14 protein-coding genes and 1 pseudogene are annotated in these 12,945 nt (G+C 46.9%); 8 read left to right on the top strand and 7 right to left on the bottom strand.

What is annotated here, in order from left to right; all coding sequences use genetic code 11:
* The 3 genes and pseudogenes from BC792_RS09835 to BC792_RS09825 all read right to left on the bottom strand — a co-directional run.
* Positions 1–252 (bottom strand): annotated as a pseudogene (locus BC792_RS09835) (hypothetical protein); the annotation flags it as partial.
* Positions 253–328: 76 nt separating this feature from the next.
* Positions 329–778 carry a protein-disulfide reductase DsbD domain-containing protein gene (locus BC792_RS09830; RefSeq protein WP_148908827.1) on the bottom strand — a complete coding sequence of 150 codons (450 nt, stop codon included), beginning with the start codon at positions 776–778 and terminating at the stop codon, positions 329–331.
* A 179-nt stretch (positions 779–957) separates the two neighbouring features.
* Positions 958–1,737 (bottom strand): biotin--[acetyl-CoA-carboxylase] ligase, encoded by a 780-nt coding sequence (locus BC792_RS09825; RefSeq protein ID WP_148908826.1) that lies wholly within the window; start codon positions 1,735–1,737, stop codon positions 958–960.
* Positions 1,738–1,783: 46 nt separating this feature from the next.
* Here BC792_RS09825 and rsfS point away from each other — a divergent pair, with 46 nt between their 5' ends.
* The 4 genes from rsfS to BC792_RS09805 all read left to right on the top strand — a co-directional run bounded on the left by rsfS (position 1,784) and on the right by BC792_RS09805 (position 5,710).
* Positions 1,784–2,158 (top strand): ribosome silencing factor, encoded by a 375-nt coding sequence (rsfS, locus tag BC792_RS09820; protein WP_148908825.1) that lies wholly within the window; start codon positions 1,784–1,786, stop codon positions 2,156–2,158.
* Between the two features lie 117 nt (positions 2,159–2,275).
* Positions 2,276–4,345, top strand: a complete 2,070-nt coding sequence (gene ftsH, locus BC792_RS09815; RefSeq protein WP_148908824.1) for an ATP-dependent zinc metalloprotease FtsH — start codon at positions 2,276–2,278, stop codon at positions 4,343–4,345.
* An 80-nt stretch (positions 4,346–4,425) separates the two neighbouring features.
* A complete protein-coding gene (locus BC792_RS09810; RefSeq protein ID WP_148908823.1) occupies positions 4,426–5,073 on the top strand; it encodes a LutC/YkgG family protein in 648 nt (215 codons plus the stop codon).
* Between the two features lie 10 nt (positions 5,074–5,083).
* Positions 5,084–5,710, top strand: a complete 627-nt coding sequence (locus tag BC792_RS09805) for a rhomboid family intramembrane serine protease (protein ID WP_148908822.1) — start codon at positions 5,084–5,086, stop codon at positions 5,708–5,710.
* Between the two features lie 70 nt (positions 5,711–5,780).
* On the opposite strand, the gene BC792_RS09800 is transcribed toward BC792_RS09805, so the two are convergent.
* A complete protein-coding gene (locus BC792_RS09800) occupies positions 5,781–7,319 on the bottom strand; it encodes a YifB family Mg chelatase-like AAA ATPase (RefSeq protein ID WP_148908821.1) in 1,539 nt (512 codons plus the stop codon).
* 212 nt (positions 7,320–7,531) lie between these two features.
* Here BC792_RS09800 and BC792_RS09795 point away from each other — a divergent pair, with 212 nt between their 5' ends.
* The 3 genes from BC792_RS09795 (at position 7,532) to BC792_RS09785 (ending at position 8,851) form a co-directional block, all read left to right on the top strand.
* Entirely contained in the window at positions 7,532–7,801 is a 270-nt protein-coding gene (locus BC792_RS09795; protein WP_148908820.1) for a YtxH domain-containing protein, read from the top strand.
* 131 nt (positions 7,802–7,932) lie between these two features.
* Positions 7,933–8,352, top strand: coding sequence for a hypothetical protein (locus BC792_RS09790; protein ID WP_148908819.1), 420 nt, complete (start codon positions 7,933–7,935; stop codon positions 8,350–8,352).
* A complete protein-coding gene (locus tag BC792_RS09785; RefSeq protein ID WP_211357517.1) occupies positions 8,327–8,851 on the top strand; it encodes a hypothetical protein in 525 nt (174 codons plus the stop codon). The genes BC792_RS09790 and BC792_RS09785 overlap by 26 nt, the downstream gene beginning before the upstream one ends.
* A gap of 3 nt (positions 8,852–8,854) precedes the next feature.
* Here BC792_RS09785 and fcl read toward each other — a convergent pair whose 3' ends face one another.
* Complete coding sequence (fcl, locus tag BC792_RS09780; protein ID WP_148908818.1) at positions 8,855–9,787, bottom strand: GDP-L-fucose synthase; 933 nt, start codon at positions 9,785–9,787, stop codon at positions 8,855–8,857.
* 56 nt (positions 9,788–9,843) lie between these two features.
* Between fcl and trmB the strand changes: the two genes are divergently transcribed.
* Entirely contained in the window at positions 9,844–10,500 is a 657-nt protein-coding gene (gene trmB, locus BC792_RS09775) for a tRNA (guanosine(46)-N7)-methyltransferase TrmB (RefSeq protein WP_148908817.1), read from the top strand.
* 249 nt (positions 10,501–10,749) lie between these two features.
* Here trmB and metK read toward each other — a convergent pair whose 3' ends face one another.
* Both metK and BC792_RS09765 read right to left on the bottom strand, forming a co-directional pair.
* A complete protein-coding gene (gene metK / locus BC792_RS09770) occupies positions 10,750–12,003 on the bottom strand; it encodes a methionine adenosyltransferase (protein WP_148908816.1) in 1,254 nt (417 codons plus the stop codon).
* 207 nt (positions 12,004–12,210) lie between these two features.
* Positions 12,211–12,945, bottom strand: a complete 735-nt coding sequence (locus tag BC792_RS09765; RefSeq protein ID WP_148908815.1) for a GntR family transcriptional regulator — start codon at positions 12,943–12,945, stop codon at positions 12,211–12,213.

Raw genomic sequence — 12,945 nt, 5'->3', positions numbered from 1 at the left:
CCCTGCCGCAGCTTCCACCTCCGTTACCGACTCATCGGATGCGGCAGTTTCCCCAACAGTGCTATCGGCGCCATCCGTAAAAACGAGATCGTCCGGAACACTGACCAACGTATCTGTATCGGTCGATGACGATCCATCTGTAAATTCAACGTCATCGAAGGAGACTAAACTGTCTTGCTGTGCAAAAGAGGTACCCAATAAGACGAGCGTTGATATTTGTAGAACGACAAAGAATTTAATGAATAGACGCATAGCTACTGTTGATAATGCGCTAAAATAAAAAAAAGGCAGTAAACTACTGCCTTATTATTCTGCTATATTCACAATACTACTTAATTGTGACGTTAAAAGCGTACTCATCAGGGGGTAAACACTGGCTTTTATCGCAGGCCATGAATTCCACTACGCCCTTTACCGTTGTTTGGTTCTTATTGAGTTTAACTTTTTGTTGAAAAGTAACTTCCTTAGCATAATAAGGAACATTCATTTTGAAATCCTTTTCATACTTCGACTGGGGTGTCGGTGCTGCGACTTTCCCATTTAGCGCGAAATCTTTCGATGGCAAAAAGCGGAATGAAGTGGATATCGGCCCTCCATCCGGAACATTTAGGCCATAGATATGCCAGCCATCCTGAATAGTGGCTTTAACGAAAACAACGGCTTCAGTGCTGCTTAGCTTTTTGGAAGCTACACTCCATTTTACGGGGTTGTAAATCTGCGCCATAGCGCCCGCTCCCGTAAACAAAATCGTAATGATTAATAAGCTTAATTTCTTCATGTGATTTTTGTCTTACTCTCAGTTGGACTAATATGCTTCCGGAAAGTTTAACCATGCAGAAGCACCGACAAAGGTAACGAGACAAATCTGTGTAACCAAATGCCGGAAGTTGTAAAATGGTGATTTTGTGACTTGTTAAGTCGTTAATTTGTAAAGATTGAGGCGGCGTAGCTAACCTTCTATCCGCCGGTTATGAATTGTATCTCTTTTAGATCGAAAGAGCACCTTTCGCCGTCGATCATGACGATGAGCCTGCCGGACGCATCAACTTCTTCAATTGTCCCTTGTACCGGTTCGTTCCCGACGTTAAAAGGAGAGGGCACCCCTCTTCTATAGAGGAGGTTATTATAGGCCGAGCGGAGCGGTTCGGCATCACGGATATCGTAGGCGTCGTATACGGATAAAACGGATTCCAACAGCTGCAGGCAACAGGGAAGGATAGGAAGCTCCGACGACGAAGCGGTTTCCAGGCGCAAGGACGTAGCGCGTTGGGCAATAGTGTCCGGAAAATCTAGTTGGTTGATATTCAGCCCGATGCCGATAATGCTTGAGCGGATGCGGCTCCCTGATAGCTGGTTCTCGATAAGTACGCCCCCAATTTTACGGTCGTGGATATACAGGTCATTTGGCCATTTGACGGTCGCGCCCGCGACCTGTCCCGCTAACCATTGCTGTATTCCTATACAAATTGCCATGTTTAGATTAAACGTTTGGGCTATTGTGATGTTCTTAGGATATAGGACAAAGCTGACCATGAGATTTTGGCCAGATTGGCTTATCCAGGTGCTACCCCTTTGTCCTCTGCCGCAGGCCTGGTGGTTTGCCATAATGGCAGTGGCTTCGGGAAGTGGCTTAATATTTGACAAAAGTTCTTTTAAATAATCATTGGTGGACGACACTTCCTCCAGTACAATTAAATTTTGTCTGAGATAAAGTCCGGAAAATGTGTTATTTTGCAAGAGAAATGTATTTTAAAAATAAATCGTTCAAAATTAATATTTTTTAATGAGTAAAAACACGAAAAACCAGTTGTCCGGGAAGCTTGCTGAAATTGTGGTTGTGGGAATGCAGGAGAAGAAAGGCAACGATATTGTGCGGATGGATATGCGGGGTGTTAATGCTACCTTATCGGATTATTTCGTAATTTGTCATGCGGACTCCACGATTCAGGTAAATGCGATAGCAAAAAGTGTGGAAGAAGAAGTTTATAAAGCGTTTGGGCAAGAACCTTGGCATAAAGAAGGTCATGGAAACGGTGAGTGGATCTTGCTGGACTTTGTGGACGTCGTTGTCCATATTTTTAAAACGGAAAAAAGAAGCCATTATGGCATAGAGGATTTGTGGGGAGACGCCCAGGTGCAAACATATCAAAGTGCCTAATCGGCAAACACGTTAACAAAAGATCCTACAAGAGAAAGAGTGCCGCCGGCCTGTCGGCGATAATGATAAGGTGCTCTTTGCAAACAAACAGATACTTTCAAAAAGATAGAAGATATAATGAAGAAAATCCCAAGTAAAAAAGTGACTCCTGTTCCGCCTAAGTTTAACATGATGTGGCTGTGGATATTAATTATCCTCGGATTTTTTGGACTGCAGTACTTTTTTAGCAGTGAATCGGCAAAAAAGATCAGCTATGCGGAATTTGAAGAGAAGATGCTGCGTCCGGGCGATGTGGAGAAGTTGGTCGCTTTTAAAAATAATGATTTAGTGGATGTGGAGGTCTATATTAAAAAAGATAGACTGACAGACGAAAAGTATAAAGATGTAGCGCCGAGCTCGAACTCGTTGATGCTCAACCCTGCTGTTGGGCCGCAATATGTGTTTACTGAACCATCGGCCGATATTCTTGAGAAGAAATTAAATGCATCCCAGGATAGCCTAGCTACCGGGCAGCCCAAAATTTCGGTGACGTATGAGGATCGCTCGAATCCTTGGGCAGGATGGTTTATTTCCTTCATGCTGCCTTTGCTGATTATCGTTGCTATCTGGATGTTGTTGATGCGACGTATGGGCGGCGGCGCCGGCGGCGGCGGCGGTGCTATTTTCAATATCGGAAAATCGAAAGCACAGCTATTCGATAAGGAGTCGCAGATTAACATCACATTTAACGATGTAGCGGGCTTGGAGGAAGCGAAGACAGAGGTCATGGAGATCGTCGATTTCCTGAAAAATCCTAAGAAATATACCGACCTCGGTGGTAAGATTCCGAAAGGTGCACTGTTGGTGGGGCCTCCCGGAACGGGTAAGACCTTGCTGGCAAAGGCTGTGGCCGGAGAGGCACAGGTTCCGTTTTTCTCCTTGTCAGGATCCGATTTTGTGGAAATGTTCGTCGGTGTCGGTGCTTCGCGTGTACGCGACCTGTTTAAACAGGCAAAGGAGAAAGCGCCTTGTATCATTTTTATTGATGAAATCGATGCTATCGGCCGTGCGCGCGGTAAGAACTCCATTATGGGAGGCAATGATGAGCGCGAAAACACGTTAAATCAGCTGCTGGTGGAGATGGACGGGTTTGGCACGAACCTCGGGGTTATCATCTTGGCGGCGACCAACCGGCTGGATGTGCTGGACTCGGCGCTGCTGCGTCCGGGACGTTTCGATCGGCAGATTTCCATTGATAAGCCGGATCTGATTGGACGTGAGCAGATATTCAATGTGCACCTGAAGCCCCTGAAGCTGTCAGAAGAGGTCGATGCAAAAAAACTGTCCGCACAGACGCCAGGATTTGCCGGTGCCGAAATCGCTAATGTGTGTAATGAAGCTGCGCTGATCGCTGCAAGAAAGAATAAGCGCTCCATCGACATGCAGGACTTTCAGGATGCCATAGATCGCGTCATAGGTGGTCTGGAGAAGAAGAACAAAATTATATCTCCCGAAGAGAAGAAAATCGTTGCCTATCACGAGGCAGGGCACGCCATTGCCGGATGGTTTTTGGAATATGCCGACCCGCTGGTTAAGGTGTCGATTGTTCCACGTGGCGTCGCCGCGCTTGGTTATGCGCAATACCTGCCGAAAGAGCAGTTTTTATATACAACGGAGCAATTGTTGGACAGTATGTGCATGACGATGGGGGGACGCGTAGCAGAAGATATCACCTTCGGCCGTATCAGCACGGGAGCACAGAATGATCTGGAACGTATCACGAAACTGGCTTACGCCATGATTGCCGTATACGGCATGAACGATAAGGTGGGCAATATTTCGTTCCGTGATAGCTCTGGCGAATCGCAATTTCAGAAACCTTATTCGGACCAGACGGCCGAGCTGATAGACGAGGAGGTCCGTACGTTGATTGCCGCCGTATATGAGCGGACGAAACAGCTTTTGCTGGATAAGCAAGAGGGCTTAATTAAGATTGCAGAGAAGTTATTGGAGAAGGAGATCCTGTTCCAAAGCGACTTAGAAGAGATCTTGGGAAAGCGGCCTTTCGAAAACCGTACAACGTATGATGAGTTCGTCAACGGAGGTGCGGACGGAGGCGGTGTGCCCCAAACCGACTTGCCGTTAGATCTTCCGCAGGAAAACAATAACGACACCAAGACGGACGGCGGACAGGATCTGCAAGGATAATCGGACGATAACACTTTTGAGGATGCTTAAAGAAAGGTGCATACTTTATCTAAGTCTTTAAGTATCCTCTTTTTAGTTATATGAATATAAAAAACACCACCGCAAAGGAACGTATGCTGAAGAAGATCCGCCAAGCTTTACTGCAAAAGCGGGATAATCCGCATATGGATTTTGAGGACTCTCCGCTCTATAAGGATGAGGAAGAATCGCTGGACGTTACTTTTGCCCGCGAGCTGACGAGGGCCTCTGGTAATTTTGTTTATTGCGATGGAGAGATTGCGCTGATTGAGAACCTGATTCTATTGGCGGAAAAGCTAAAGGTGAAAAAGATTTTCGCCTGGGAGAAGGATATTCAGGGACTATTAGGGTCGTACGGCTTTCCCGTGTATACCAGCGACCACAACTTTGAGGCAGCCGATGTGGGGATAACGACATGTGAAGCATTGATTGCGCGTAACGGAAGCGTTCTGGTGTCCAATGCCAATGCTGCTGGACGTCGGCTAAGTATCTACCCGCCCGTGCATATCGTCGTTGCAAAAGCATCGCAGCTGGTCATGGACATTAAGCATGGCCTTCGACGGTTGGCGGAACGGTATCCCAATGAGTTGCCCTCTATGGTAACGCTGATTACAGGGCCAAGTCGGACAGCGGATATCGAAAAAATGTTGGTCCTCGGCGCTCATGGCCCGAAAGACCTGTACGTTTTCCTGGTCGAAGATAGATTTTAAACACACATTCATGTTACAAACATTTCAGGCAACACCGGTTGCTTCGGTCATTTTTGCTCTGACGATTGGGATGAGCCTTTTTGTCTTTTCTAATCCGCATTGGTTTGGCCGTCTGATGCTGCACCCTCATACCATTCACCGCGATAGATCAAGGTTTTACACGATATTGACCAGCGGGTTGATTCATAAAGATTGGATGCATTTGCTGTTCAACATGATGACATTCTACTATTTTGGCTTCAGCTTAGAGTCGATGTTCGTTCAGTTTAGCGGGGCGGCAGGACACCTCTATTTCGCACTGTTATATCTGCTGAGTTTAGTGTTAAGCGATGTCCCGACGATTCTCCAACATCGCAATAGCATCGGTTATTACAGCCTAGGTGCTTCGGGCGCTATCTGCGCGGTACTATTTAGCTTTATCCTGTTTCAGCCAAAGGCGATGCTTGGGTTGTTTATGATCATTCCGATGCCGGCTTATCTGTTCGCTTTGCTATTTCTAGGTTATTGCGTCTGGGCGTCGAAGAAGGCCAATGACGGTATCAATCACGACGCCCACCTCTATGGTGCTCTTACTGGTATCGCTTTAACCCTGTTATTATACCCTTGGTCAATAAGACATTTCATCGGCCAATTTTAAGTATCTAACTTCAGGAGACAGCGATGATTGCCCGTTGTTTTTGCATAATCTAAATAGGGTGACGGTGACGTTACCCCGTCCAATTTTCTCTATCAAGACTCCTAAAGTGGATGGCTTCGGCCAGATGATGGTTGTGAATAGACGCTGATGCCTCCATGTCTGCTATCGTTCGTGCTACCTTCAGTATCCGGTCGTATGCTCTCGCTGAAAGGCCTAGCCGTTCCATTGCTGTCTGTAGGAGCTGCTTGCCGCTGTCGTCAATGGAGCAGATTTCCCGCACTGTTTTTGCGCTCATCTGTGCATTGTTGTGTATGTTTTCATGGTTGGTGAAGCGCTTTTCCTGGATCGCGCGCGCCTGTATAACGCGCTGGCGTATGGTTGCACTGGCTTCGTTTTGTGTGTTACCGGCCAATTCATTAAACGCTACGGGTGTTACTTCGACGTGCAGATCTATACGGTCGAGCAAGGGACCCGATATCTTGCTCAGATAGCGCTGTACGACGGCGCTGCCACAGATACATTCCTTCTCCGGATGGTTATAGTAGCCGCAAGGGCAGGGGTTCATGGCTGCTACCAACATAAAACTTGCCGGGTAATCTACGGAGATCTTTGCCCGGGATATCGTGATCTGTCTTGATTCAAGCGGTTGGCGCATCACTTCCAGGACGGATCTTTTAAACTCCGGTAGCTCATCCAGAAAGAGGACACCGTGATGCGCTAGCGATATCTCTCCCGGCTGTGGGTGCGATCCGCCACCCACCAATGCGACATCCGAAATTGTATGGTGGGGCGCCCTAAATGGACGCTTCGTCATCAATGAAGAAAGCGCGCTGAGCTGGCCTGCCACCGAATGTATTTTCGTTGTTTCCAGCGATTCTTCCAGAAGAAGGGGCGGGAGGATCGTGGGCAGGCGTCTGGCGAGCATGGTTTTTCCAGCGCCGGGAGGGCCGATAAGGATAATGTTATGTCCTCCGGCTGCGGCTATTTCCAGCGCCCGTTTAATGTTATGCTGACCTTTGACGTCAGCGAAATCGACTTCGTAATCATTGACGTGGCGAAAGAACTCTTTTTCCATATTTATTTCTTCCCTAGCGAGAGGCCGGACGCCATCCAGGAAGGCGATGACGTCTTGGAGGTTGTCTGCCGGCAATACTTCTAAGCCTTGGACCGCCGCAGCTTCCCGTGCGTTCGCGCGGGGCAGTATAATTCCCCGAAAGCCGTCTTTCTGGGCCTGTAGAGCAACGGGCAGCGCTCCTTTTACGGGTTGGATCTCCCCATCTAAAGAGAGTTCTCCGAGAACAAGATAATCGGTTAGCAACGCAGGTCTGACCTGGCCGGAAGCGGCCAGGATTCCTAAGGCGATGGAAAGATCGTAAGCAGAACCTTCTTTCCGGATGTCCGCAGGTGCCAAATTGACCACTATCTTTTGGCGTGGCATACGATACTGCATGGTCATAATGGCACTTTCTATACGCTGCCAGCTTTCTTTGATGGCGTTATCCGGCAGACCAACGATATAATATCGGGTACCGGTGGAAATATGCACCTCCACCGAAACAGTCGTTGCTTCTATGCCGTAGACGGCACTACTAAAAGTTTTTACAAGCATGGTCGTTATAAATGGTTGCTTAAATATAGAAAAAATTAATAATAAATTCAAAAAGCAACGACCGACGGGCCGACGATTGGAAGGGTTTTTGTTGTCTTGCAATAAGCGGTGTAGATTAAAATACTTTTGTATTTTTAAAAACGATTGGAGCGATCGTTTGTTAATCATATATCGTCTACTATTAGGTTTTGAATCATTAAAAGAAAAATCACATGAACGAAAACGGTAAAATTGTTACAGCATTGTTAGCCGGATTAGCGGCTGGAGCGGTATTAGGTTTGTTATTTGCGCCGGAGAAAGGTTCGGAAACACGCGACAAGATCAACGAATCGTTAGCGGACTTGGGCGATGCAATTAAAGAGCGTGCGGAAGAGCAGTTCGACCAACTTAATGAGCTGAAAGAGAAGCTTGTCTCAACGTTGAAGTCTAAAGCGGGCAAGGCGGAAGCGGCAATAGATGACGAAATTGAAGAACACGCGTAGGTTGCGCTGACAAATTGGGATAGACTCCTAATGGACATAACGGAAGTGGCTGTTACAACACCGATTGGGCGCTATCGTACGGCGATAACCCCTGCCGTTGGGGGCAGCCTCCTTCCACCAAACTATAATTCATGGAAGAAGAAAAATTTTCATTGAGTGGTACCTTCCAGAAGGGGAAGGAATACGTAGATACACAGATAAAACTGTTGCAGCTGAAGGCGCTGGCAAAAGGATCCCGCATCGCGGGCTCGCTCGTGCTGGATGTTACCAAGGTAGTGTTTACTTTATTTATTATTTTCTTCTGTTCGCTGGCACTCGGCTTCTTTTTAGGTGAGCTATTGGGAAGCAACGCCCTCGGATTTCTGTTGACAGGTGTGATTTTTTTTATTCTCCTGCTGCTCATCCGTGCCTTCGAGCCCAAGCTGGAAAATATCTTTATGAATTTGACCATCCGTAAGCTCGCGAGCAAATGGGACGGTGAAGAAGATGATGATATCGTGGAAGAGAAAGTTAACGCAAACGTAAATGAAGAATTCACAGAAAATAAATAACCTGCAGGATTTAAAAGTCGAAATTGCTCGTGTAAATCAACGGAGACGGGAGCAGGAGGCTTATTTAACAGATCAATACGACCTGTTGAAGAAGAAGATTGATGCTCCGGCGCGCTTCTTCCGGAATTTGACGAGTAATATTCCCGGAGCAGGAGTAGTCAAGGGAGTTGTCAACGGAATCGGAAAAGTGACGCAGGGGAAGGACGCCGATTGGTTAACCAATGTGTTGCAGATCGGAGCGCCCATCGTGCTGAATTCAACGTTACTGCGTAAGGCTGGATGGGTAAAAAAGGCGCTCGTATTGCTCGCTTCGGAGACGGCTATCGGTCAAGTGAACCAGAACCGCATAAGTAATGTAATCAGTAAAGTTTCGGCATTTATCCGACCTAAAGACAAAAAGAAGAAGAGAAAGAAGGCTGTTCCGGCTACGGATGCCATTACGCCACCGGCCCCCCTTGACGGAGATCTTCCCGTATCATCCGCTAACACAACGGTATAGGCTTTACACGGTATACTTCGCCAGATAATCCTGATAAGCTAGCGCTATACCGACCTTAAGTGAAGTGCGGTGTTTCCAGCCGAGGCGGTGTAATTTCGAGACGTCCATAAGTTTTCGGGGAGTACCATCCGGTTTCGTCGTATCAAACTTAACCGTCCCGTGGTAGCCCACGATGTCTTTTATCATTTCTGCCAGCTGCTTTATGGAAAGGTCTTCGCCTACGCCGATGTTGATGAATTGTTCCTCGTTATAGTTCTCCATCAGAAACACGCAAGCCTCGCCCAGATCGTCGGCGTATAGGAACTCGCGGAGAGGCGACCCTGTTCCCCAGATAGTCACCTCAGGTAGCCCCTGTTCCTTTGCTTCATGAAAACGTCGTATAAGCGCGGGAAGGACATGTGAATTCTGTGGGTGATAATTGTCATTTATGCCGTAGAGATTTGTCGGCATCGCAGCGATAAAATTGCACCCATATTGGGCGCGGTAAGCTTCACACATTTTAATCCCCGCTATTTTAGCAATCGCATAGGGCTCGTTAGTGGGTTCCAATGTGCCGGTTAAAAGGTAGTCTTCCTTTAGTGGCTGCGGAGCTAACTTTGGATAGATACAGCTGGAACCAAGAAAAAGAAGCTTTTTTACAGCGTGTACGTACGACTGGTGGATCACATTTGTCTGGATCGCGATGTTTTCGTAGATAAAATCCGCCCGATAGGTATTGTTAGCGATGATCCCGCCCACTTTTGCAGCGGCCAGAAAGACGTATTCCGGTTTCTCCTCTGCGAAAAATGCCGCGACATCTGCTTGGTTCCTTAAATCAAGCTCTGCCGACGTCCGTTTAACTAGATGTGTATATCCTGCTTTTTCCAACGATCTTACGATGGCTGAACCGACCATCCCCCGATGGCCTGCAACAAATATTTTGGCTTCTTTTTCCACGTTGTACTATTGATAACTGCAAATATAAGGTTATTTTTGCGGACAAATTAGCAGAAATGGGTAAGGACAAGCTTAGAAAATTTGCAGAAGTCGCCACCTTCAAGAATGTGGTACAGCTGGACGTGGGCAAAGATTTTAAAGGACAGTGGGCGGCGAAATTTTTCGGGAACAATAATCCGATTGTGCTGGAGCTCGCGTGCGGAAAAGGCGAATATACAGTGAATTTAGCCAAGCGCTATCCTGAGCGGAACTTTATTGGTATTGATTATAAAGGAAATCGCATTTGGAGAGGAGCAAAAACTGCTTTGGAAGAAGGCATCGACAACGTCGGCTTCTTACGTATACAGATAGAGTCTATTCTTGAACATTTTGCTGAAAATGAGATTGCCGAAATTTGGATAACGTTTCCCGACCCGCAGCCGCAGATCAGTAGGGAGAAAAAGCGGCTGACTAACCAGCGGTTTCTCGAAAAATATAAGCTGCTGCTGCAACCCGGTGGGCTTATGCATCTGAAAACCGACAACGATGGCTTTTACGCGTATACGTTGGAGCAGATTGATGCGCTGGGGCTAAGGAAAGAGAAGGAAACGACCGATCTATACCATTCGGAATTGGTGGACGATGTCCTCGCGATTAAAACATACTACGAGCGTAAATATCTAGCCAGCAATAAGAACATCAATTATGTGCAATGGATGTTTCGCGAGGCGTGATCAGGTACTGGAGGCAAAGAGTCAGAATCGGTGAACGGCAACCGGAAGCGAAAGTTGTGACTTAAGACGTCGAAGCCGGAATATTTAAGTGCAGTTAGCGCTTAGAACCTTTGCAATTAACGACCTAACGAAACAGGAGCAATGAATTTGGCTCGTTTCGCGATTCTCGGATAAGGAGCTAGGGGTTAGGGTCTTTACGATTTCGCGAATCTACCGCTTCGTCCCGCTAACCCCTAGCATCTATGCCATCTATATCCCGAAGGCTTCTTTGACCTTGTCGACGTAATCCAATTTTTCCCACGTAAACAGTTCCACTTCGACGGTCTTCTGCTCGCCCGACGAGTTTTCAAAGGTTTTCTGCACTTTTCGTGGTGTTCTTCCCATGTGGCCGTAGGCGGCGGTCTCCGCGTAAATAGGGTTGCGTAAGCCCAGCCGCGTTTCTATACCATAGGGCGTCATGTCGAAGAGTTCGCCGATCTTCGTTGCAATTTCCCCGTCGGTTAATCCGACCTTACTTGTCCCGTAGGTATTCACATAGATCCCCATCGGATCTTTTACACCAATTGCGTAAGATATTTGCACCAGTATTTCGTCAGCGACGCCGGCTGCCACTAAATTTTTTGCTATGTGGCGTGTGGCATAAGCTGCTGATCGATCTACTTTAGATGGATCTTTTCCCGAGAAAGCACCTCCGCCGTGTGCTCCTTTTCCTCCATAGGTATCGACAATAATCTTTCGGCCCGTGAGCCCCGTATCGCCGTGTGGGCCACCGATAACGAACTTTCCGGTTGGGTTCACGTGAAACTTGATCTGATCGTTGAAAAGGGCCTGAAGCTCCGGCTTCAGCTGCGCTTTAACGCGCGGGATCAGGATCGTCTTTATATCTTCTGTTATCTTAGCGAGCATTGCCGCTTCCGTATCAAAGTCGTCATGTTGGGTAGAGATGACGATCGTATCTATCCGCTGAGGCTTATGGTCGTCGCTATATTCGAGTGTAACCTGCGATTTCGCATCTGGACGAAGGTAAGTGATTTCGTCGTTTTCCCGCCGCAATGCAGCAAGTTCATATAGAAGGCGATGCGCTAAATCGAGGGCCAGCGGCATATAATTTTCGGTCTCGTTGTTCGCATAACCAAACATGATACCTTGGTCGCCCGCTCCCTGTTCCTGTTTTGTTTTTCTGTCTACGCCTTGGTTAATATCCGCTGACTGCTCGTGTATGGCAGATAAAACGCCGCAAGAGTTCGCTTCGAACATATACTCGGATTTTGTGTAGCCGATTTTTTCGATAACGGCACGCGTAATCTTTTGGACATCTAAATAGATTTTGGATTTAACTTCACCGGCCAAAATCACCTGCCCGGTGGTCACTAAGGTTTCAATTGCAACACGGGAGTCTTCGTCCCAAGCCAAGAAATTATCAATTAAAGCGTCAGAAATTTGGTCTGCAACTTTATCTGGGTGCCCCTCAGACACCGATTCTGAAGTAAATAAATATGCCATTTGAGCGTTATTTTTAGATTGTACGTCGGAGGGCAACCGACAAGTAGAAGTGGAAAAACATCTTTTCTGGTTTTAGCACTTTTTTACCGTGGTTGCAATCTCCTCGGGCATAGGTGTTATGCCTCACGCAAATCAGTCCACATTTTTACGTCGACAAAAATACGACTCTTTCTGTGAATAATACGAATGGAACAGAATTTTTATAAATTATATGTTTCTTTTACTCTCTATGGTATACGTGAACGAGTCTGCGCGGTAACATCCGATATTGAATTCAATGGGATTATTATTAATGTCGTATACGTAGCGTTTCCGGATGAGAATCGGTTCTCCTTGTTTGATTTCCAATTTTGAAGCAATAAACGTGTCGGCCCCCGCAGCGCTTATTTCTTCTTTTGACGTTAAGGCGATGACGCCGTAATCTGTTTCGAGTATCTCATATAGCGGACGATTGAAGTTTTCCGAAGCCGAGATGGGTATCTGTGGACTAAACTCCGATATGAAGTACACAAACGGGGCTTCTTTCTTCCCCCGTAACCGTTCCAGCCTCATTACTTTTGTTGTCGCGTCTATACCGAAGAAAGTGGCCGCCTCGGGCGATACCTGGTGCCTAATGATCTGCAACTCAAAATTATGTATTTCGATCCCCAGCACACGCATCTCCTCCGAAAAACTCAACCAATTGCTGACCCCGCTAAATATCTTCTTTTTCTGAACCCGCGTTCCCACACCTTTCTTGCGGACAAGCAAGCCTTCCGCCACCAATGTACTGATGGCTTGTCGCAATGTGTTTCTTGAAATCTTCAATTGTTCAGACAAGTAGACTTCTTTTGGAAGGTATTGCCCCTCCCTGTATTCCGGCGTGTCTATGAGATTCCGAATAAGCTCTTCGGCTTGTTTATGAAGAGGTTTTGTGCTACTGTGGTCAATTTTTAAATTCAT

Origin of the sequence: Sphingobacterium allocomposti, from assembly GCF_008124885.1 — a bacterium.
GTDB classification, from domain to species: Bacteria; Bacteroidota; Bacteroidia; order Sphingobacteriales; family Sphingobacteriaceae; genus Sphingobacterium; species Sphingobacterium allocomposti.
Note: the sequence above shows the minus strand (reverse complement) of the source record. Positions and strands in the feature narration are given on the sequence as shown.